The organism is Erwinia wuhanensis, assembly GCF_030484085.1.
Classification (GTDB): domain Bacteria; phylum Pseudomonadota; class Gammaproteobacteria; order Enterobacterales; family Enterobacteriaceae; genus Erwinia; species Erwinia aeris.
In genome coordinates, this window is the sequence record NZ_JAUJUH010000001.1 from 880,063 (window position 1) to 901,534 (window position 21,472).

Here is a 21,472-nt window from a genome sequence, read left to right on the forward strand (position 1 = left end):
ACTATCCCTCTAATTCTTTGGCAATTTCCAGGTCAACCCAGATATCATCATCGGCATCGTCCAGTACTGGAGCATCAACCACCGCATAGGACCAGTCATTGATCACCTCAAGCGCACCGCCGAGCATCAAATTCAAATTTCCGCACAATTCTGTCGCCTCTTTTCGGGACCACTGTTCTTTCTCCAGCAAACTGCGATAAAGCTGGCTATGTGCGGAGTCAAGCCCCCCTGCCTCCGTTAATGAGGCGGGAGCGCTTTCTGGCTCTTCCGGTTCTTCTTCGGTGAAAATTGTGTTCAGCAATTTACGAACATCATCCGTGGCAGATTCGTGGCGAGCAAGTACATTAGCATCCAGTGTGAACCCTGCTGCTGGCTGATCAGTTGGTACAGACGAGACGAGATCATGTTCAGTTGCGGAATGCTGATGGATATTGCTCGAGACAGATGAGGGATCCAATCCCAAACTTGAATAAATCTTCTCAAGCTGTTTGATTTCGGCAGGCGCTATTGTCCCATCCGAACAGGCAACACTAACGATAACTTTACCCACAGCAGCTTTTTCCGCGGCCCCCATCAACTCAATCCTGCTTTTCATTCCTGTCATATTGGCTGGGGTATGAAGTTGCCACGTTAAATACGCATGTAGAGAGCGTTTTTCATCATCGGTGAAGCCAGGATTGTTGTTGATGGCATTCTCAAGCACTTTCTGTTCAGCTTGATCAAGAGAATCGTCAATCAAGGCGACCATCGCCCCTAATCTGAGCGTCATTACGGCTGAGATAAATTCAGGAGAAGGTGAGAAGCGTCCATCTTCGGCGGCATGGAATAGAACAAGTGTCCCATCAACATCCGCCTTCACATGGTGATAATACGGGTCAGGTGCCACACCGTAACCCATCTTCAGAGCAAAGGCCTGCATCAAATCGGCCTCTTTTTTATTGATCTTATTGGGGCAACTGGCATTCATATGTGCCCAAAAGTCAGCAACTGAGACTAACCCCTCCTTGACGAGGATCGCCTCATCAGCCCAGCGTTTGAATGAGCTTAATATTTTTTCTGCACTTTCATTAACGATCTCTGAAGGGAGCAACATAATTGCAGCCGTATCATTGACTGACGTACCTTTCCTACCAAGGTAGCGACTATAAGCATCAAGTTCATCCGTACATATGTCGGCAAGAGCCATAATTTTCTGGACAGGGCTCTTCAACGCACTTGGATCAGGCAGGTCGGGAACAGGAAGTCGAACACCTCGCAAACTAGGACTTGCTGGTGTGTAATCTAACCTTAGGCGCGTTTTATTCGCCTTAACGACCATCCCTTCACCATATTTGAGGGTGTAACGCCGTTTGAAAAGCGCAGCAAACTCTTTAGCACAGCGGCGAGCCGGGGTACGCAGCGAATACTCGGTGTGGTTTATTACCCAGTTCAACGCCAGTTCAGCTGATACAGGAACTCCTTCATGTACAGTTTTTGCCAGAGCCAGCTTAAATTGCATGCTGTTGCTGAAACCTGAATTGCTATCGAGCTCAGTGGCTAAGCCCATGTTCGGGCGCAGAATAGACATGGCTTCGAGTAATTGGGTCGAATATCCACGGAAGGAGCGGTTCTCAATGAATACCGATCTTAACCGAGCGACTTCATTGAACAGATTACGGAACTCAGCATCAGGGAATTTTGGGTCAGTGGAATCTACGAGCGCTTTTCTTTCCAGGCCGTAGAGGTAGATAAAAACATAGCCGATAGGACACGATGGATCAGACCTATCGCTGGCAAGCCAACTGACATACGCACCGCGTGCTTCTGGGGAAAGAGAGGAAAAACTGGGCCAGTATCCTAATGAACTGTCCTCGTAAAGATAAGCAGTAGGTTTTATCTTACATGTGTCATCAATTAATGATGCCTCACTTCCATCGTCATAATAGCCGCCTGATTCCTGACCGGAGGGCTTCATGCGTTGCCCCACGTAAATGTGGCCACCGCTAATTGCTACACCAGCCACAGTTATCATCTCACCCGGAAGTACCCATCGAGCTAGTGCACCTGCTGACTTTGAGGTGTTCCGGTAATGATTGGTTGTCAGCCGAAGTTCAACACCCCGGCCACCGCTCAATGTAAAAGTTGCAAGATTATCGTCTTCACTATCATCGTTTCGCACAACCGCCTCTTTTTTCTTGATGTCAGCGAGCCATTCTTTTGGCGGTGCTTTCACGGGGCTTGAAGCATAAGACTTTGGAGATTTACGTTTTTTCTTTCTAAAAAACAACAAGTAAATGACTAAAATCGCCGCCAGAATCTTCAATAACTCCATGATATATAACCTTAAAATCATTCCTCACGCACACTCATAAGCAGCAATGAAGGTTGAGCAAGTGGATTAATCTCAAAATAATACGTCTAAATCGCAAGGGTTCAAACCAAAATGCAATCAAAATTAATTTATTGATTTAAAGGAAAATAATTATTGATTAAGCATGCTTTTCAAGCAGAAATTTTGAAGGTATGCGAATGCTTGTGAGTCATTCGCATCAGAATGAAGTTGAATTGGTTCTGCATAAACATACGAGTAGCTGTTACATGGATGCAGAGCTGGCGGCAATTATCCTTATCTATTTGCTCTCAGAACTGACTCTGCTAACGGGAAATGAGTTCACCGACGGCGAACCGTGCAGAATGCATTTCATACTCTAGTGACACGAACAAACCACACAGTAAGTTTCTGTATAAAATTCCTACGCTGGTGACGTTCAACTTCTTGAGCACGGATTTCCTCCTGTTCCTTTTGTTTCTGATTGGTTAGCAGCGTCGGATCTCTCTGCAAAAATCCTCGGTAGGCTGATTCGGCAATGAGGGCATCGGGCTAGTTTCTCTTCTCTCTTCGCTACATTGGGGCAATCCCAACAGCAATGCCCCTTTTAGCCTCTTCACGTTTACTACGAGCATCAGCCAAAGTCACGTCGGGATAAACCCCAAGAGCAAGCAACTTCTCCTTGTCTACAACACGGTACTTAAGCCGCCAATAATCAAAAGGTAAAGTCCCCCACCATCAGAGAGTTTGTAAGGTTCATCTTTTGGCTTTGCGGTATCAACCTGACGGGCGTTAAGTTTCATTGGGGGTATATCCATAAGACCGAACAGCACATACCCCAAATGTACCCCCATATGCATGTATATTTTGGGGGGTGTCAGTAGACGTCAGAATGCAAGCGAGAGCTGGAAGATGCTGATTATAATGGTTTTCAGTGAACTGGAGTAGACTTTGAGAGATACTTGATTGGTGCGATAATAGGAGTAGAACCTATGAGCTTCGCCTTACGAAAGCAAGCCAACTCCAAAATGAGTACAAGAATGAGTATTCTAAAGACTAATTTTTAAATAAAACATAAATATCAATAAAATATAATTAAAATCACGGTTTAACGTCTAATCTACCGCTGATACCTGTCAGCCGCAGAGAAAAGTAAATTTTATAAAAAAGCCATCTGCTATGCAGATGGCTTTTTATTTATGAAGCAGGAATCTTCCCCCGCAAGCCTTAACTAAAGATAACAGCGAGCTTTTCTTCATGGTTTTTATCGCTTCCTGACAGGCATTATTATTTTTAATAATATATTGCAGATAGGTGTATCCCTTGTCCCCGCTCTTACAATCACTACCGATAAATTACGTCCGTTCAGGTTTAACAGCCGGTATAAGCTATAACTGCCTGCCAGGAGTAAAGAAGCCGCCGCCCGGCTGATTTTTTTCCAGCGCGGTTCGCGGTTCGTCAGTCGAAGAGATATCGGGTGCAGTAGAGGCAGGACGCAACCAAAATGGGGAAAATAATATGTTGTGGCATTCCTTCGCCACCTGTTGTTAGCGATGGTGCGCCGTCTCTTTCGCTTTCCACACGGCAAACAGCGTTATCGCCAGCGCCAGACAAACATATAGCGACACCCACAGCGTGCTGCCCATCTCTTTATACAGCGTAGTGATAATTAAAGGTGCGAAACCGCCGCCAACAATTCCGGCAAGCGTATAGGCGAGCGAAGAGCCAGCGTAACGTACATGACCGGGAAACTGCTCGGTGACAAACGCCGCCTGCGGGCCGTACATCATGGCATGGATCAGCAAGCCGCCAATCACCGCCAGCACGATCAATACCGGCTGGGTGCTGTCGAGCAGTACAAAAAACACGAACGACCAGACAACGGCCAGCAGCGCGCCGGTAATGTAAACAGGGCGCCTTCCCCACTTATCCGACAAGGCGCCAAACATCGGCACGGTAACGGCATTGCCAATGGCGCCCAGCATCGTCGCCAGCAGCGCCAGCGGGCGCGGCATATGCAGGACGGTAGTCACATAGGTCAGCGTGAACACCACCACCAGCGCGTACAGCACATCCGACCCGATACGTGCGCCACCGGCAATCAGCAGCTGTTTAGGGTAGTTAAGAAAAACCTCTTTCAGCGGCGTATGCGTGGTTTTCTCCGCCGCCTGCATCGCCACAAAGGTTGGCGTCTCCTCTACGCCACGGCGCAGCCACAGGCCAAACATCACCAGCAGCAGGCTCAGCAGGAAAGGAATGCGCCAGCCCCACGCCTGAAACTGTCCGGCGCTCATGGCTACCGTCACCAGAGTGATAAAGCCGGTGCCGATCAGCGTTCCGCAGGAAGGCCCCACCTGCGCGAAAGAAGCATTGCGGCCGCGCTTGTCGGCATCGCCATGTTCCATCGACAGCAGTACCGCGCCGGCCCATTCGCCGCCAAGTGCGATGCCCTGCACAAAGCGCAGCGCCACCAGCAGGATGGGGCTCCAGATCCCCCAAACGGCATAGCCCGGCAGCAGGCCCATCAGGGCGGTCGTGACGCCCATAATCACCAGCGTAATAATCAGCACCGCCTTACGACCGGCGACGTCGCCAAGATGGCCGAAGACAAAGCCGCCCAGCGGCCGGGAAATATAGCCGACCGCATAGGTAGAGAACGCCAGGATCGTTCCGACCAGCGGATCGAAGCTGGGGAAGAACACGTGGTTAAACACCAGCGCGGCCATAATGTTGTAAACAGTAAAGTCATACCATTCCAGAGCCGTGCCAATCGAGCTGGCCGCCGCCAGGCGACCCGTTTTTGATTTGCTTCGCTTCGGGCGTACCGCCTGATGCAGCGTGGAGTGCGTATCAGCCATGAGTCATCTCCTGTCGGGTTAGTGTCCAGCTAAGGGCATAGCGCTGCACCTCGCCCGTCAGCAGTTCTGCCGCAACGGAAGCCAGCCGATCGCAGCATGGCGCATCGCTACAGCTGATAAGTAGCATCGGCAGCATCTGGCGGTTCTCTTTCCCTTCCATCGGCAGCGGCGTGCTCAGATCCGCATCGGGCGTCAGCAGGCTGGAAGAGATATAGCCCGGCGTCTGGCCGATTTGCTGCTGCCAGGCGCTCAGCGCCGCGCTGTCGACCGCTTGTGCAAGCGTGACCACCGCCAGCTGGCTGCCGGTGCCTTTACCGTGGGTATGGGTAACGGCGCTGACCCGGCGCATCGGGTTGACCATCTTTTGCAGATTTTTCACCGACCACTCGGTCTGGCGCGTGAACGCCGCGTGATAGTCCACGCTGGTAAAAGCCTCCAGCGATTCGGTTTCATACAGGCCCAGATATTTACGTTCGGCGTTAATCGCCTGGTAGCGCGTGCCGCTTAAAAAGCCGCTGATGGCCACGCGCTCCTCAACGTGTTCATGGTCATACCACTGGTTAAAATCCGCTTCATCATCCGCGCCGATCTTGGTGGCGACAAACAGCATGCCGTGAGGTTGCTTCATTTTCAGGATCTCCGGGTAAGGGCAGTTTCCACGGCAACAGCCCAGCTGATTAAGCGGGCATCGTCGCCATGAACGGCAGCAAGACTGAGGCCAACCGGCGCATGACCGGCCGGGTGACAGGGTAAGGAAATGGCGCAGCCATCCAGCATGTTGATAACGCTGGTGTTACGCAGCATCAGGGCGTTGATCTCCATATAACGCTGCGGCTCGTCCAGCGAAGCGATAGTCGGCGCAATCTTCGGCACGGTGGGCATCAGCAGCGCGTCGAAGCCTTCCAGCGCCGTGTTGATACGCCGCTGCCAGGCTGCGCGCTGCTGATAAAGTTCAGCGGCATCCTGTTCAGTCAGCTGGCTGCCGCGCTGCAGGCGCATCAGCACCTGCGGATCGTAAGCTTCGGGCCGGGCCAAAGCCGTACGCTGATGCCACTGCCAGGCTTCATAAGCCGTAATACCGCCGCGCGCGTTCAGGCTGTTCAGCTCATCCAGCTCGGTAAGCGGCAAGGCCACCAGCGTGGCCCCGGCTTCCCGGAGAAGATCAAGCGCGTACTGCCATGCCTGCGCTACGTCCCGATCAAGATCGTCCAGAACGCGAGTTTGCGGTACGGCAAAGCGGGCGTGGCGCAGATCCGACTCCCGCATCTCAAGAGGCTTTTCGGCAATGATGCTGTCAAGCAGCCAGCAGCTGCGAACGTCATGCGCAATAACGCCAATGCTGTCCAGCGAAGGCGCAAGCGGCAACGTGCCCGCCTGATCGATTCGGCTGGCGCCAGGTTTAAAGCCGGTCAGGCCGCAGAGCGCGGCGGGAATACGTACGGAACCGCCGGTATCGGTACCAATAGCGCCCAGACACAGCCCATCCGCTACGGCCACCGCCGCGCCGGAAGAGGAGCCGCCGGGAATACGTTTCTCCTCGCGCCGCCACGGGTTGGCAGGCGTGCCGTAGTGCGGATTGATGCCCAGCCCGGAGAAGGCGAATTCGGTCATATTGGTCTTACCGACTATCGCGGCGCCAGCCCGATTGAGCTTCTCTACCACGCTCGAGTTCGCCGTGGCGACCGGCGCATCGCTTAACAGGCGTGAACCCGCCGTCGTCGCCTCGCCTTTTACATCGAACAGATCCTTAATGCTGATGGGAAGCCCATCGATCGGGCTACGTGATTGCCGGGCTTGCCAGCGTTCTCCCGCCTCAATAGCCTGCTGCGTGGCCTGCGCCTCATAACGAGTGATGAAAACGCGCGAGCCTTCTTTTTCAGGATCGCGTGCGGCAGCCAATGCCGCCTGCGTGAAAGTTTCAGGCTGAACGTTCCCCGCCTGTAGCTGCTGACTTGCCTGCCAGAGTGTCGTCATAGCCGCGCTCCTTATGCAACGACCGGCAGTGCGCCGGTGCGGTAAGTGTGCTCCAGCGTGCGGCCCAGCACCGGATCGTGCAGCGCCATCCGAAACTCGCTGGCCGGACGGATGCCGCCGATAGTGCTCAGCGTGCCGCAGGACATGGCCAGGCCGTCAGCGGCCGTTTCGCCCTCCAGATAGCGCGTAAGCAGCGCCTGTGGAGTCAGCAGCGACGACAGCGAACCTTGTTGATAAACCACCCATTCGCCCTGCTCTTTTATCCAGGAAGTCAGCTCCAGCGCATCCCAGTGCTCCGCCACTTCGCGCATGCGCCACGCGCCGCTTGCCACCGGTTTGATGCAGGCCTGCTTGGAAAGCGCCACGCTAAAGGTTTCCAGATAGCGATCGGTGTGATCGGAGGTAAGAGAAACCCAGCACTCTCCGCGATGAAAAAAGACGAAAGGTTCGGCTTCACCGGATGTTTCGTTGCCCACGACTTCCAGCAAGGCGTTCTGGCTGAGCTGATTAGTGGCGACGCGGTAAAAAAGCGGCACTGCACCAGGAGCAGGCACGCCCAGCGCCTCAAGCTCCCGAATATGGTGCAGGACGGCATCCCGATCGCGCCCTGCCCAGCCCGCAATAACAAAGCGGGTTACGTCGACATCGAGTCTGGCTGCGGCTTCGTCGCCGGTAATGAACTGTAGGTGCATGGCAAAACCCTCATTTGAAATTAGAGTGAAATTTCACTCGCATTTCAAACTAGCGATTTTCATGCCAGCTTTTTGTGTAATATGTCGCAAAGGCTTAAACAGGAACGGCATCATGAATGAGTCAGCTGGTGAAAATGTGAACCCGATCGAGCGGAAAAAATATCTGTCGCTGAACGAACAGGCCTACCTGGCGTTCAGGCACAGGCTGATCACGCTGCGTTACAAGCCCGGCGATTATCTTAATACCGCCCAGGTAATGGACGATCTGGAAATGGGGCGCACGCCGATCAATCAGGCGATCCACCGCCTGGCTACCGAAGGGCTGCTACAAATCATTCCCCGCAAGGGCGTTATGGTCGCCCCGTTGTCGATCGATGATGCGCTGGAATTGATTGAGGTGCGGCTGGTTAACGAAACGCTGTGCGCGCAGCTTGCCAGCCAGAAAGTAAATAAGGCGCACCTTAACCAGCTGCGCGAGCTGAATCAGCAGATCGGGCTTGCCGGCGGCTCGCGCAACAGAGAGAAAATGATGTTACTGGATCGCGAGTTTCACCAGGTGCTGGCGGATATTGCGGGCAACCGACGGCTTGCGGATATCCTGAGCGTTATTCACGCGCAGGCGCAGCGCTTCTGGGCGACAACGCTGTCGAGCGTCAGCCATATGGATGAGGTTATCGCTGAGCATAATGAAATTATTGCGGCGCTGGCCTCCGGGGATATTCAGCGCGTGACGGCAGCAACCCGCGCGCATATTGACTCTTTTAGACGCGCGCTGCTCTCTACCTGAAAAGCTGACCGCAGCCTGCAACCGGGGCTGTCGGGCCTGAGTGGTTTAGCGCAGCGATCGGTTTGCGGGGCCGGGATTTATAATCAAAGGAAGATACGCTTCAGCGCCAGAAGACCACTCTGCACGGCGTAATTGATATATTGCTCTTAAAGAGCCGTAAGGCAAAATAAGGCAGCCTTGACGTTCTGCCTTATTGGCCTGATATCCGATCGATTAGATCAGGAAATCGTGCAGCGACTGACCGTTTGCAATGGCATTCTTAACAGGTGTCGGCGTGCGGCCCTGCCCGGTCCAGTATCTGACTTCATTATTGCCGTCGAGGTACTTATATTTTGCGGGACGAGGCGCGCGCTTCTTTTTTGCACGGGCGACGGGCGGCAAATTATTGACCAGTTCTGTCGGTAAAATGCCGTCTTCAAGCATCAGTTCACGGTACATTGCCAGCTTTTCCGCTTTTTCGCGGGCTTCGGCTGCCTGCGCGCTGGCGGCTTCACGACGTTCATTCACGATAATTTTCAGCTTTGATAGTATCTCTTCAAGATCCTCTGTAGCCATATTGCGCGCCTGTGCACGTAGCGAACGGATATTTTTCAGGCTGCTCAGGGTAAAACTCATACATCATTTCCTTAAATCTACTGATTAATAAAACGGCGATCGTTCGCCGTCAGCGGCAAGGGTACCATTTATTGCGTTGTGATTTAAGTTGATGGGCGATAATCAGACGAGTCTGCGGGAATTATATGCAATTAATGTCCTGAAAAAAGGATATAACTTATGGATCCTGCCGGAATCGACATTTATCCGAAAAATGTATTCACTTTCAAAACTACTTGCCTGATTTATACTGATTGTGGAAGTAATTTCCGGCGTCCCGAATATCGTTACCTTTTTAAAAAAACCAAAATCGGGTCTGGTAGTATAAAAATCCCTACCGGTAATATCAAAGACAGTTGATATGTTTTATGCTACCAGCAGCAAGGTGGTTATTAGCCACCTGTCTAAAAACCATATTGGAAATTTATAAAAAACTATAAAAGATAGCTGAATTACCTGTCCGACAGATTCTCCGCCAGACCATTATTTCACTGAGCAGTCCTGTCGCATAACCTCTGGTAACTATATTAACAATTTCAACCTTTAAAAGGAGGTTTCGGAAAATGCAGCCTCAGAACGTTTGCCGGAAAGGCAAGCGGTATCAGGCGCGTCATCAGCTAACTGCTACGCTGAAAGCGCAAATAGCGGAGCAGCGGCTACACAGCAGCCTGTGGCGGAGGTTACTTAACCTGTTTATCAGCACTGACGAGCAACAAGCATACTCACAGTTGATAAGCAGTCAGGCCGGAATGAATGAGGAAAAAGTCGACCAGCTTAAGGAACCTGAGAACCAAAGGATGCTTTGCGACGTGCGCACTAAAGAATGGCTTCAGTTGCAAATTGTGCAGAACGCACGGCTGACGGAACTTAACGCGCGGGCAGATGGCGAGATTATCGGCACTGTCGTTTCCGATTTCACTCTGGACACCGTGCTCTACCCTTTTGAAGCGAATCGGCAACAGTTTGCGCCTTGCCTTCCCGCTGTCATCTGCGCCGGGATCATGCATCGACAAAGCTGGCTGGAGGTAAGCGCCAGGCAAATACTTAGTGCCCTAATAAAGATCATCCAATTAATTAATAACAACTTCCAGGTCAACTTACTGGCTAATAATTTATTTTTACCGACGCATAAAGCGCAGACACTCTCTTTGGGGAGATAAATTAACCTGCTGGATTATAACTACTTTTTTCCCATTCCGATGATGTTTCCAGAATTTTCTAAAAAATCTTAAAAAAAGTATATTTTTTGACCCTTCCGTTATAATTAGACAAAAGAAAAACAAGAGGGGGGTATGCAAATGACCGGGGACTCAGTTTTCGAAAAAAGAAAAAATCGTGCCATGGCGATTATGGAAGGCAGGGGGATGTGGCCCAGCATCTACGCCCCTCCGTGCCATATATTTCTGTGGCGGTTGGGGATCCATGTGCCTCCACCGCCCTTCTCAACATTCTGGACGAACTTTTTCAGCTTTGCCGTCGTCTATACGCCGTTCTGGGGGATAGTAATGTGGTTTATTTTCTGGAAATCTCAGGGAGCCACGCTGCTTTATGCCGCTACCTCGACGCTGATAGCCGGTCTGGTTTTCGGGGTGATTATGGCGGCATTCCAGGAATGGCGAAAACGAGCTAATCACCTGCCAGCGTGGGAAAAGCTATAAAAACGCGGCTGCCGGGCCTGAATCCGGCAGCCGATTTCTCGTGGCCTTTCATACTGCTGCATCATCAGGCTATTAACAGGCGGCCGTCTTTACGCATGCCGTTTCCGGCATGCGGACATCTTCCGCTGAGGTTCCCTATAGCTTTCTTACCCCCTGTTATGTTGTTCCATCATGCCGAACCGCAGCAGCAGCGCTTATCAAAGGCAACTGGCCAATGCGCCTGTGGAGCGCATCTTTCTCAACAGTGCTCAGTGAAGTCTGCATAGAAGCGCTGCGCCACGTCGGGATGCGAGCGCAGCCGCCCTTTTAAATAGTTCCAGCCGACCTCCCGCAGCAGCGGATTTTGCGGATCGCTGTCCGGCCCCTGCGCCAGGTTCGCCAGCGCTTCCGGCAGCTGATATACCGGCACCACGGCGTCAAGCTGGGCGCCAAGAAAAAAGGCGACAGATAAACGCTCCTGTTCCGTCTGCGGCGATACTACTCGGTGCACGGTGGCACGCAGATAGCCGTTGGTCGCCAGCTCAAGCAGCTCCCCAATATTGACTACAAACGAACCGGGTAAAGGCGTCGCCGCTGTCCATTCGCCAGGACGAACCTCAACCTCCAGACCTGGCTTATCATCCTGCAGCAGCAGCGTCAAAAAACCGGAATCCTTATGCGCGCCCACGCCCTGACGCGATTCGCTGTCGGTGCGCCCCGGATAGCGGATCAGTTTGATATGTTCATTGGGGAAAGCGCCGTAAAGGGCGTCGAAAGCGTCCTGCGGCAGTTGCAGCGCCTCGGCGAAAGCACGCAGCAGTTTCAATGCGACCTCAGTCATTTCCTGCTGCCAGCGCGTTAGCACAAGTTGCAGTTCCGGCAGCGCCTGCGGCCACTGGTTAGGCCCCTGCATTCTTTGCCATGCCGGAATATCTGGCGAGACGGGTAACGCCTCTCGTTCCGCGCCGATATCGAACTGTTCGCGATAGTCAGGCTGATTACGGGTTATCTCTACGCCAGCAAGGTTATAGCCGCGAAAATGCGGCGAATTCGCCATTTTGACCCTGAGTTTCTCTTCCGGCGGTAAAGCAAAGAACGCGCGAGCAACCTGCTGCACTCTGTCGATCAACGGCTGGTTGATCCCATGATTGATCAGATAGAAAAACCCGACTTCACGTGCCGCCCGGGCAAGCGAGTCGAGCAAGGCTGAACGCTGCTGCGCCGATGCGGTTAATTGAGCGAAATCGATAACCGGAAGCGTTAACGGACTTTGTTGGCTCATGACTTTTATCCTGGCTGAAAGAGGCTTAGTTCCACATTGCCACTCCGCCTGTACTATCTCTACGAACTATTCCTGCTATCTATATGCAAATGTCAGAAGTCATTTTGCCTCGTTTATTACCTGCTCTTTGCGTTAAAACCCGACCAACTCCATCAGCAGAAACGGCTAAAACTTCCTGATAAGAATATAACTATCAGCCAGAAAATAAATACTCAGCCTGGCCCACCAAATTAATTATTAATTTTTATAGCAACTCAATGGAAAATCTTATTATTACCCAGCCACCTGAAGCTGAAATAATAACCACAAAAACACGATACAGCCTTTTATAACAACAAGTTAGATTAAAAAACCCCCACTAATATTTAAGTACAGCTTCATTTTAACTGTAAATCTAAATTAGAAATCAAAAAACAGCTATCCCTTTGAATTTTCTACTACACTTACTCTCTTACCCATTCAGAATAAAGGAGGCCGTGTGAAAGAAATCTTTCATACAAACTATTTGAAGTTGATTACGTCAGTGACCTTCTGGGGTAACATTCTGCTGGTAGTGGTGATCACCGCTGTGACTTTCTTCCTGATCCGCAAAGTTATCTCTCTGCTGGAAAAACGGATAGGCTCGTGGGCGGAAGATCATGAAAATCGCGTGGCGCACCGCGTCTTTCTGGACGTGCTGAAAAGAACCCGGGTCACGCTGATCTTTATCGCTTCTTTTCTGTTCAGCCTGCAGTTTATCGTGTTGCCCGGCCAGGTCAGCGGCACCATCCCGCACGCCTGGTTCCTGGTGTTGGCGCTGCAAATCGCGCTGTGGCTGGATCAGGCCGTGCAGTCCTGGCTGCGCTATTCGCTGACGAACTTCGGCCCGGACTCGCACCGCAATCCTGTCACTACCATCATTCTTGGGCTGCTGTTCCGGGCGCTGGTCTGGTCGGTGATGATCCTGTCGATACTCGCCAATGCGGGCGTCAATATTACCGCGCTGGTGGCAAGCCTGGGCGTCGGCGGTATCGCCATCGCGCTCGCGGTACAGACGGTGCTGAGCGACCTTTTCGCCTCTCTTTCAATCGGTATTGATAAGCCTTTTGAGATCGGCGACTTTGTGGTTTTTAACGACGTGGCGGGCACTATCGAACATATCGGGCTGAAAACCACGCGCATCCGCAGCCTGAGCGGCGAGCAGATCGTCTGTGCCAACGCCATCCTGCTGCAGCAAACCATCCACAACTATAAAAGGATGCAGACGCGCCGTATCGTCTTCAGCTTTGGCGTGCCGCTGGCGACATCGGCCGAGCAGCTGCGCAAGATTGGCCCCATGATTGAAGAGGTGATCGGCCGCATTGATAAAACCCGCTTTGACCGCGCGCACCTGGCCTCTTTCGAGTCCGATCGCATTATGTTTGAGGTGGTGCATATCCTGAAGTTTTCCGACTATAACCAGTACATGGATATTCAGCAGGAGATTAACCTGCGGATCAAAGAGTATCTGGAAGAGACAGGTATTGGCCTGGCCGGGCCGCACCGTTTTGTGACCTTTGAAAATTCGCTGCCGCAGGAGGAACAGCCTGCCTGAGGAAGATAGCCAGTACTGCCGGCTATTTTTGCCAGCAGGCGCGGCAAAAACCGTGCTCGCTGGCCGCGCGGCATCCTGACACCAGCCTGGCGATGGGTAACGCCGCTTTCAGTTAAAGAAGCGGCGTTGCCGGTTGCGTCTGATTAGCGAATATCATTAAACTTGGTTTCCTTTAGCACCGCCAGCGTTGCAGCATTGAATCTGGCTCATCCCCTGGACGATCCCATGCCCGTTAAACCCACAGCCGCGCTGTCACGCAGCGATCTCGCCGACCTGAACGCTTTTCGCATGGTGGAACGCCTGCGCAGCTTTACCAAAGCCGCCGTGGAGCTGGGCATTACTACCTCCGCGCTCAGTCACGCTATCCGCAATCTGGAAACGCGGCTGGGCGTGCGGCTGCTGAACCGCACCAGCCGCACCGTTGCCCCTACCGAAGCGGGCGCCAGCCTGGCGCGGCGGCTGAACGTCGGTTTTCAGGAGATCGGCGACGCGCTGGATGAGGTAAATCGCCTGCGCGATCGTCCGGCAGGCCGTCTGCGCCTGAATGTGCTGAGCGACGGCGCGCGACTGATTGTGGGCCGCTATCTGCCAAAGTTCCTCAGCAAGTATCCGGAGGTTGAGGTGGAAGTCTGCGTGGACGATCGCATGGTGGATATCGTGGCGGAAGGCTTCGACGCCGGTATCCGTTTTGGCGGCACCGTGCCGGAAGACTTAGTCGCCGTAAAGCTGGGCGCGGATCTGAAATGGGTTGCCGTCGCTGCGCCGCGCTATCTTTATCACCGCCCGCCGCTGCTGGAGCCTGAAGATCTTCGCGCGCATTCCTGTATCCGTATGCGCACCGGCCAGGGCGTGATCTATAAGTGGGAGTTTCGTCAGGGCAACGACTACCGCGTGATCGACGTGCCGGGACAAATTTGCGTCAGCGAAACCACGCTGGCGCTGGAGCTGGCGCTTGCCGGAACGGGTATCGCTTACTGTCTGGAAGACCGCGTAAAAGAGCCGTTGCTGAACGGCGCTCTGCACGTGGTATTGCCCGACTGGTCGCCCGTCGAACCTGCGCTATGCCTCTACTATCCGGGCCATCGGCGCGTGCCGCAGGGCCTGCGCGAACTGATTGCCCTGCTGCGCGAAGAAATAGCGGCAGAGGCACGGCGGGCGCCGCGCCAGATGACCTCAGGCGCTGTCGCCTGATGGCGCTCCGGCGACGGGCCGTCCGCTTTTTCCTGTCGGCGTCGTCCGCTATAGTAATCCTTCGCCAGCCCGTTTCGTCCCGCCAGTCATGGAGCGATCATGAGTAACCCGTCCCGTAAACGTCCACTGAAGCTCAGCACCTCCGTCAGCCTGATGGTCGGCGCGGTGCTCGCCGTGGTTTTGCTGATCGTTCATCTGTTCTATTTTTTCCAGATAAGCCATATCACCCGCGCCGGCGTTAAGGATAAAGCGCTGGCGGTGGCGCGTACCCTGGCCGATTCTGCCGAAGTACAGCGCGGCCTGCTGCTGCCCGCCGATCGCAACATTATTCAGCCGCTTACTCAGGCGGTACAGGAAAGCAACCATTTGCTGTTTGTCGTGGTCACCGATATGCGCGGTATCCGCTATTCTCACCCTGATAAAAACGCCATCAACCGCCCTTTCATCGGCGAGGATTTGCAGCCGGCGCTGGCGGGTAAGGAAAACGTGTCGATCAATCGCGGCCAGCTGGCGCAGGCGCTACGCGTATTTACGCCGATTTACGACGCCCGGCAGCGGCAGATTGGCGTGGTGGCGGTAGGTATCTCGTTGAGCGAGGTCGCGCAGCAGATCGCGCGTACCCGCTGGTCGGTACTGTGGACGGCACTGTTCGGCGTGCTGGCGGGCGCTATCGGCACCTGGTGCCTGGTGCGGGCCTCCCGCCGCGTGCTCTCCGGTCTGGAGCCTTACGAGATTTCGATGCTGTATGAGCAGCGCCAGGCGATGCTGCAATCGATTAAGGAAGGCGTTATTGCGGTGGACGATCGCGTACAGGTCACGCTGATCAACCGCGCCGCGCAGCAGCTTTTTACCGAAGCGCGCCATCCGCAGGACGAAGCGCCCGGCCCGCTCATCGCCAACCTGCGCGAAGTGGTGCAAAGCGGCGTGCCGCAGCGCGACAGAGAGCTGCATTTCAAGGGGCGCGTGCTGCTCAGCAATACCATGCCGGTGCGCAGCAAGGGCATGATTATCGGCGCGGTCTGTACCTTCAGGGATAAAACCGAGGTCAGCCAGCTGGTGCAGCGGCTGGACGGCCTGGTCAACTATGTTGACGCGCTACGCGAGCGCTCGCATGAATTTATGAACAAGCTGCATGTGATCCTCGGCCTGCTGCATATGAAAAACTACCAGCAGCTGGAAAGCTATATCCTGAAAACCGCCAACGGCTATCAGACAGAGATTGGCTCGCTGCTGATGAAAATTAAATCGCCGGTGATTGCGGGCTTTCTGTTAAGCAAGATCGAACGCGCGACCGATCGCGGCCACCGGCTGATCGTCAGCGAGGACAGCCTGCTGCCGGACTGCGGCAGCGAAACGCAGTCCGCCGCGCTGATCACCATTCTGGGCAACCTGATTGAAAACGCGCTGGAGGCCGCAGACGGCCAGCCCGGCGGCGAAATCAGCGTGCTGCTGCACTATCAGAACGGCTGGCTGGCCTGCGAGGTCAGCGATGACGGGCCGGGCATCCCGGAACCAGATGCTATCTTTGAGAAAGGCGTTTCCAGCAAAGGAGACGATCGGGGCATGGGCTTGTTCCTCGTCAAACAACAAACCGAAAGCCTTGGCGGAAAAATTATTGTAGAGTCCGAACCCGGCGTTTATACGCAATTTTTAGTCCAACTGCCCTGGGATAGAGGAAACAAAAGCGCATGATTAACGTGTTAGTCGTCGATGATGACGCCATGGTCGCCGAGTTGAACCGCTGCTATATCGGCCAGCTGGAAGGATTTCACTGCGTGGGCATAGCCTCGACCCTGCAACAGGCAAAGGAGATGGCGCTGCATGGCGGCATTGATTTGATCCTGCTGGATATCTATTTGCAGCAGGAGAGCGGGCTGGATCTGCTGCCCGCGCTGCGCCAGGCGAAGCAGGCGGTGGATGTAATTGTGATCTCTTCCGCCGCCGATGCCGATACCGTCAGGCAATCGCTGCACTACGGCGTGGTGGACTATCTGATCAAGCCTTTCCAGTTCTCGCGTTTTGAAGAGGCGCTGACCGGCTGGCGTCGCCGCAAGACGCTGATGGACAGCCAGCCCTGGTATCAGCAGGCCGATGTGGATCGGCTGCTCCACGGCGACAGGGATGCGCCAGCCGAAGGCAAACGCCTGCCGAAAGGCCTGACGCCGCAGACGCTGCGCACGCTCTGCCAGTGGATTGACGCGCATCCGGCGGAAGAGTTCTCTACCGACGAGCTGGCCGCAGCGGTCAACATCTCCCGCGTTTCCTGCCGCAAATACCTGATCTGGCTGGCGCAGTGCCATATACTCTTTACCAGCATCCACTATGGCGCAACCGGCAGGCCGGTCTACCGCTATCGGCTACAGGCCGAATACAGCGAGCTGCTTAAACAGTACTGTCAATAACCCGCCAGCGCTCGTCCAGCAGCCGGAAAGGCTGTTGGGTTGCCAGCACTACCTGCTGCTCTCGCGTCACGAAAATGGCCTCGATCTGCGGATAATCCTTCAGGAAAACAAGGCTCTGTTCTACGCCCAAGCCATACAGCAGCGTGGTAAAAATATCGCCGTCGAGCGAACGGTCAGAAATGACCGTTACGCCGAGCAGCTCGTTGTCCAGCGGATAACCGGTTTGCGGATTGAGGATATGGTGATAGAGGCGGCCGTTCAGCTCGAAGTAGCGCTCATACACGCCCGACGTCACCACCGATTTATTGCTGACGGCGACGCTGCCGATCAGCGCGCCCGGCTCGCCAAAAGGCAGCTGCACGCCTATCGCCCATGCCGTTTCGCCTGCGGGTGCATCAAGCGTTTGTAGGTTGCCGCCAAGATTGATCAGCCCGCAGAAGCAGCCGCGCTGATGCAGAAAATCCCTGACCACGTCGGCGATATAGCCTTTGGCTATCGCGCCCAGATCGATCTCCATGCCGGGCTGCGGCAGAAACACCGTCTGCTGCTGCTCGTCCAGCTGCACGCGGGCGGGATCGGTTAATGCCAGCAGCGCCTGTAGCTCGTGCGCGGGCGGCACGCTGTCGCCCTGAAAACCGATTTTCCAGCGCTTGACCAGCGGCCCGATAGCGAAGTTGAAACAGCTTCCGGCCAGCAGGCTCACTTCCCTGGCGCGTTTGATCAGCGCAAACACCGGCGCGCTGACCGCAACGGGATGGCTGCCCGCCGCCGCGTTCACCGCCATCAGCTGCGAACCGGCACGATTCACGGTAAACAGATTTTCCTGCTGGCGGATCAGGCGGAACACGTCGCCCGCCAGCTTTTCGTCGTGCTCCGCCAGCTTCAGCAGGATGGGCGAGCCCATCAGCACCGCAGAGTAAGCGTAAAGTCGCGCGTCAGCTGGCATCGTGGCTCTCCGGTGTGTTAATGATGCAGGGCGAAATCAGCCGCGTGACGTCCGGCCAGCGTGCCGAAGATAATGATATCGGCAATAGCGTTGCCGCCGATACGGTTACCGCCGTGAATGCCGCCGACGACTTCACCCGCCGCCCATGCCCCGGCAATAACCTGCTGCTGCTCATCCAGCACGGCGGTATCGCTGTTGATGGTGACGCCGCCCATCGTATGGTGCACGCCGGGCGCGATGCGGATGGCGTAAAACGGCCCCTGGTTCAGCGGATGGCGCATCGCGGTCTGACGACCGAAATCCTCATCCTGCTGGCGCTCGACAAACAGGTTGTAGCGCTCCAGCGTCGCCAGCAGCGCGTGCAGATCCATATTGAGCTTGATCGCCAGCTCCTGCGGCGAAGACGCGCTGACCACAAAGCCTTTGGCAAGGTATTCGTCGGCCGCCTTGTTGTTCAGCCTGACCTGTTCGTCAAAAATCACCCAAGCGCTTTTCTCCGGCAGCGCGATAATATCCGCCGATACTTTATCGCGGGTCGCCATCTCGTTGCAGAAACGGTGTCCGGCCTGGCTGACCAGAATGGCGCCGCCGCCGCGAATCGATTCGGAGATCAGATAGGAGGTGGTTTGCTCTACGGTTGGATGGATTTGGATTTCGCCCATATCCACCGTGCCCGCGCCAAGTTTTTGCAGCAGCGCGATACCGCTGCCGGTCGCGCCCTTGTGGTTAGTGGTGACAAAGCCGTCCAGCTCCGGCCGGTAATGGGTGACCATCTCGCGGTTGGCGCTGAAGCCGCCGGTGGCAACGATTACGCTGCGGGCGTTAAGAATGCGGCTGTCGTAATATTCATCGACCACCTTCACGCCGCTGACCCTGCCGTCGGTATAAATGATCTCTTCCACCGAGGTTTCCAGCAGCACCTCGATATTGCGCTGGTTAATGTTTTTCACCAGGCCGCTGATCAGAAAGCCCCCTACCGCCGAGCGGTCTGCCGGACGATGGGTGCGGTCGATGCTCATGCCGCCGGTGATGGTGATATCGTTCAGCTCAATGCCTTTCGCCGCCAGCCATTCGATAGCCTCAGGCGCCAGCTCCACAAACTCTTTCAACAGCACGGGATTGTTTTTGAAATGGCCGCCTTTCAGGGTTTCTTCATAGAACAGCGTTTTGCTGTCCTTGATGCCTTTCAGCTTCTGGAAGCGCGTTTCCGCCGCGTTCATGCCTACCGAGGCCTTGATGGTATTGCCGCCGATGGTCGGCATTTTTTCGATAATGGCCACGCGCGCGCCTTCGTCATGCGCCTGGATAGCCGCCGCCAGGCCCGCGCCGCCGCTGCCGATAACCACCACGTCGTAGTTTTGCGGCGCCTGCGGATTGCCGCCCTCTTCTATTACATGCTCTTTGCTGGAGGTAGCGAGCGCCCGCGAAACCGCTTTTTTCAGGGCTTCACTTTGGGTGGTGGCGCCGGTAATCGCATCCACATGCGGGCTGTTAGCAACCAGAATGCGGTTGCGCAGGCTTTCGAAAGTGGTGGTGAAATCGACGTCGAGCGTATCGTCCGGCACCAGCGTGATATCGGTAATGCGATCGGTATCCAGCGCGACGTTGATTTTTAGCTTCAGCGCCTCCGCCTCGACTTTTTCCTGATAAACGCCCGCTTTATATTTGCGGCCGGTCGCGCTCATATCGCGGATCATCGCATCCACCAGCGAGAAGCGCCACAGCGGCTCGGGGATTTTCAGCGCCTCGCGCCGGTTGCTGTCGATATAGAGTTCCAGATGGTCGTTGTGAATAATGCGATCGGCCCAGTCAGGATAGGCGATGCAGGCTTTGCCGATTGCCACCAGATCGAAACCGTGCTCCAGCCCGCTTTCGGCATCGGCTTTATTCACCACGCCGCCGACGCCGATCACCGGAATTTTTGCCAGCGTTTCGGAGCGCATAGCGCGGAATTTGGTAATCAGCGGCGTGGGATCCTGGGTGTCGACGATAGAAGGCCGCAGCAGCTGCCCTACGGAAAAATGCACGTAGTCCAGCCCGCGCTCGGCGAGTTTTTCCAGCAGATACATCGTGTCGTCAAAGCGAATACCGGGGACTTCCAGCTCTTCCGGCGAGAAACGATAGCCGATGATAAAGGTATCGTCCGCGAAGCGTTCGGCCATTTTATGCGTGATATCCAGCACCGCCAGCGGGAAGCGCGTGCGGTTATCGCGGCTGCCGCCCCACTGGTCGTCGCGCTGGTTGGAATTGGGCGAATAGAACTGCTGGATCAGGTAGGTGTTCGCGCCGTGCAGCTCCACGCCGTCGAAGCCGGCCTTGATGGCGCGGTTCACCGCGTCACCGAATTTGGTGATCATCACCTCAACTTCTTCGCCGGTCAGCGCCTGCGGCGTGGTGGCGCCTTCACGCGGCGCGGCGATGGCGCTGGGCGCAACCGGCGTTCTGCCGCCGATCAGCTCCGGCTCCACCATCCTGCCGCCGTGATAAATTTGCAGAATAGCCTGCGAGCCTTTGGATTTGATCGCGCTTGCTATCCGCGCCAGGCCCGCAATTTTGTTATCGCTGTCAATGCCTATCGCGCCGGGGAATGCCGGCCCTTTGGGATCGATAAAACAGCACTCCACGATCACCGCGCCCAGGCTGCCGGCACGTTCGCGATAATACTCTACCAGTTCACTGGTGACGGTGCCGTCGTAGAATCCCGTACAGGTGGTCATTGGCGCCATTACCAGACGGTTTTTTAATACGGCGCCATTCGGCAGCGTCAGCGGATTAAGGATCGGGGTGAGCGTGTTCATTATTATCGACTCCAAAATTTAAATTTTTGAACCGTGTTACATAAGAAACGTCTTCGCTTAATTAACGGGTTCTGCTTTATGCAATAAATATATCAATTCTGGATTTATTAAATCGGTTAATTTAGTTATTAAACTTTTTAAATTACCAGAAACAATTACCGCATTATGTCACGCCGTCACCGCCCTGATTGTTACTCATTAGTTAACTAAAAGCAAATTCCAATTGCCACCTAAAAATAAAACCAATAAAATCAATACACTAAAAATAGTACCAGCTATTTCAGGAAATAAAAACGTAACAGTAAACTGCTCTACACGTAACAATTTTGGGAAGACAATCAGGGAAAATGCATTTTCCAAAAAAAAGAACAAAATGGCTGGAAATATTTATTGATCCAGATCAATATTATTATTCAGGGCGACCTGCATT

At 54.4% G+C, this 21,472-nt stretch carries 16 protein-coding genes and 1 pseudogene; 7 read left to right on the plus strand and 10 right to left on the minus strand.

Annotated elements, in window-relative coordinates; translation table 11 throughout:
• Position 1: 1 nt before the first annotated feature.
• From QZH36_RS03975 to QZH36_RS04000, 6 genes and pseudogenes are all read right to left on the minus strand, one after another.
• On the minus strand, positions 2–2,311 hold the full coding sequence (locus QZH36_RS03975) for a tellurite resistance TerB family protein (protein ID WP_301729688.1): 2,310 nt from the start codon (positions 2,309–2,311) through the stop codon (positions 2–4).
• A 544-nt stretch (positions 2,312–2,855) separates the two neighbouring features.
• Positions 2,856–3,111 (minus strand): annotated as a pseudogene (locus QZH36_RS03980) (Arm DNA-binding domain-containing protein); the annotation flags it as partial.
• A gap of 744 nt (positions 3,112–3,855) precedes the next feature.
• Entirely contained in the window at positions 3,856–5,166 is a 1,311-nt protein-coding gene (locus tag QZH36_RS03985) for an MFS transporter (RefSeq protein ID WP_253454507.1), read from the minus strand.
• Complete coding sequence (locus tag QZH36_RS03990) at positions 5,159–5,794, minus strand: DUF4286 family protein (RefSeq protein ID WP_301729689.1); 636 nt, start codon at positions 5,792–5,794, stop codon at positions 5,159–5,161. Before QZH36_RS03990 ends, QZH36_RS03985 begins: the two co-directional genes overlap by 8 nt.
• Positions 5,795–5,796: 2 nt before the next feature.
• The gene (locus tag QZH36_RS03995; protein WP_301729690.1) at positions 5,797–7,140 is read right to left on the minus strand and encodes an amidase; all 1,344 of its coding nucleotides are present in this window, start codon (positions 7,138–7,140) and stop codon (positions 5,797–5,799) included.
• A gap of 11 nt (positions 7,141–7,151) precedes the next feature.
• Complete coding sequence (locus QZH36_RS04000) at positions 7,152–7,832, minus strand: DUF2848 domain-containing protein (RefSeq protein ID WP_253454510.1); 681 nt, start codon at positions 7,830–7,832, stop codon at positions 7,152–7,154.
• 112 nt (positions 7,833–7,944) lie between these two features.
• Between QZH36_RS04000 and QZH36_RS04005 the strand changes: the two genes are divergently transcribed.
• Positions 7,945–8,619, plus strand: coding sequence for a GntR family transcriptional regulator (locus tag QZH36_RS04005; protein ID WP_253454511.1), 675 nt, complete (start codon positions 7,945–7,947; stop codon positions 8,617–8,619).
• 213 nt (positions 8,620–8,832) lie between these two features.
• Here the strand turns inward: QZH36_RS04005 and QZH36_RS04010 are convergent, their stop codons facing one another.
• A complete protein-coding gene (locus QZH36_RS04010; protein WP_253454512.1) occupies positions 8,833–9,234 on the minus strand; it encodes an H-NS family histone-like protein in 402 nt (133 codons plus the stop codon).
• A gap of 542 nt (positions 9,235–9,776) precedes the next feature.
• On the opposite strand from QZH36_RS04010, the gene QZH36_RS04015 reads away from it, so the two are divergent.
• Positions 9,777–10,373: a hypothetical protein gene (locus QZH36_RS04015; protein ID WP_301729691.1), complete on the plus strand. Its 597-nt coding sequence runs from the start codon at positions 9,777–9,779 to the stop codon at positions 10,371–10,373.
• 132 nt (positions 10,374–10,505) lie between these two features.
• Positions 10,506–10,871, plus strand: coding sequence for a DUF6404 family protein (locus tag QZH36_RS04020; protein ID WP_253454514.1), 366 nt, complete (start codon positions 10,506–10,508; stop codon positions 10,869–10,871).
• A gap of 238 nt (positions 10,872–11,109) precedes the next feature.
• On the opposite strand, the gene QZH36_RS04025 is transcribed toward QZH36_RS04020, so the two are convergent.
• Positions 11,110–12,132, minus strand: a complete 1,023-nt coding sequence (locus QZH36_RS04025; RefSeq protein WP_301729692.1) for an isopenicillin N synthase family dioxygenase — start codon at positions 12,130–12,132, stop codon at positions 11,110–11,112.
• 478 nt (positions 12,133–12,610) lie between these two features.
• On the opposite strand from QZH36_RS04025, the gene QZH36_RS04030 reads away from it, so the two are divergent.
• The 4 genes from QZH36_RS04030 (at position 12,611) to dcuR (ending at position 17,298) form a co-directional block, all read left to right on the plus strand.
• Positions 12,611–13,705 (plus strand): mechanosensitive ion channel family protein, encoded by a 1,095-nt coding sequence (locus QZH36_RS04030; RefSeq protein WP_253454516.1) that lies wholly within the window; start codon positions 12,611–12,613, stop codon positions 13,703–13,705.
• A 225-nt stretch (positions 13,706–13,930) separates the two neighbouring features.
• On the plus strand, positions 13,931–14,896 hold the full coding sequence (locus QZH36_RS04035; RefSeq protein WP_253454518.1) for a LysR family transcriptional regulator: 966 nt from the start codon (positions 13,931–13,933) through the stop codon (positions 14,894–14,896).
• A gap of 99 nt (positions 14,897–14,995) precedes the next feature.
• Positions 14,996–16,588 (plus strand): sensor histidine kinase, encoded by a 1,593-nt coding sequence (locus tag QZH36_RS04040; RefSeq protein ID WP_301729693.1) that lies wholly within the window; start codon positions 14,996–14,998, stop codon positions 16,586–16,588.
• Entirely contained in the window at positions 16,585–17,298 is a 714-nt protein-coding gene (gene dcuR, locus QZH36_RS04045; protein WP_253454520.1) for a two-component system response regulator DcuR, read from the plus strand. Before QZH36_RS04040 ends, dcuR begins: the two co-directional genes overlap by 4 nt.
• On the opposite strand, the gene QZH36_RS04050 is transcribed toward dcuR, so the two are convergent.
• Entirely contained in the window at positions 17,279–18,244 is a 966-nt protein-coding gene (locus QZH36_RS04050; protein ID WP_253454521.1) for an FAD:protein FMN transferase, read from the minus strand. The genes dcuR and QZH36_RS04050 overlap by 20 nt on opposite strands.
• Before the next feature lie 17 nt (positions 18,245–18,261).
• Positions 18,262–21,042, minus strand: a complete 2,781-nt coding sequence (locus QZH36_RS04055) for an NADH-dependent fumarate reductase (RefSeq protein WP_253454522.1) — start codon at positions 21,040–21,042, stop codon at positions 18,262–18,264.
• Positions 21,043–21,472: the final 430 nt, after the last annotated feature.

Excerpts from the sequence above, each read along its gene's own strand:
- QZH36_RS04050 (WP_253454521.1), bottom strand. The coding sequence starts at position 18,244 with ATGCCAGCTGACGCGCGACTTTACGCTTACTCTGCGGTGCTGATGGGC.
- QZH36_RS04000 (WP_253454510.1), bottom strand. The coding sequence starts at position 7,832 with ATGCACCTACAGTTCATTACCGGCGACGAAGCCGCAGCCAGACTCGAT.
- QZH36_RS03985 (WP_253454507.1), bottom strand. The coding sequence starts at position 5,166 with ATGGCTGATACGCACTCCACGCTGCATCAGGCGGTACGCCCGAAGCGA.
- QZH36_RS04025 (WP_301729692.1), bottom strand. The coding sequence starts at position 12,132 with ATGAGCCAACAAAGTCCGTTAACGCTTCCGGTTATCGATTTCGCTCAA.
- QZH36_RS03990 (WP_301729689.1), bottom strand. The coding sequence starts at position 5,794 with ATGAAGCAACCTCACGGCATGCTGTTTGTCGCCACCAAGATCGGCGCG.
- dcuR (WP_253454520.1), top strand. The coding sequence starts at position 16,585 with ATGATTAACGTGTTAGTCGTCGATGATGACGCCATGGTCGCCGAGTTG.
- QZH36_RS03975 (WP_301729688.1), bottom strand. The coding sequence starts at position 2,311 with ATGGAGTTATTGAAGATTCTGGCGGCGATTTTAGTCATTTACTTGTTG.
- QZH36_RS04010 (WP_253454512.1), bottom strand. The coding sequence starts at position 9,234 with ATGAGTTTTACCCTGAGCAGCCTGAAAAATATCCGTTCGCTACGTGCA.
- QZH36_RS04035 (WP_253454518.1), top strand. The coding sequence starts at position 13,931 with ATGCCCGTTAAACCCACAGCCGCGCTGTCACGCAGCGATCTCGCCGAC.
- QZH36_RS04005 (WP_253454511.1), top strand. The coding sequence starts at position 7,945 with ATGAATGAGTCAGCTGGTGAAAATGTGAACCCGATCGAGCGGAAAAAA.
- QZH36_RS04015 (WP_301729691.1), top strand. The coding sequence starts at position 9,777 with ATGCAGCCTCAGAACGTTTGCCGGAAAGGCAAGCGGTATCAGGCGCGT.
- QZH36_RS04055 (WP_253454522.1), bottom strand. The coding sequence starts at position 21,042 with ATGAACACGCTCACCCCGATCCTTAATCCGCTGACGCTGCCGAATGGC.
- QZH36_RS04040 (WP_301729693.1), top strand. The coding sequence starts at position 14,996 with ATGAGTAACCCGTCCCGTAAACGTCCACTGAAGCTCAGCACCTCCGTC.
- QZH36_RS03995 (WP_301729690.1), bottom strand. The coding sequence starts at position 7,140 with ATGACGACACTCTGGCAGGCAAGTCAGCAGCTACAGGCGGGGAACGTT.
- QZH36_RS04020 (WP_253454514.1), top strand. The coding sequence starts at position 10,506 with ATGCAAATGACCGGGGACTCAGTTTTCGAAAAAAGAAAAAATCGTGCC.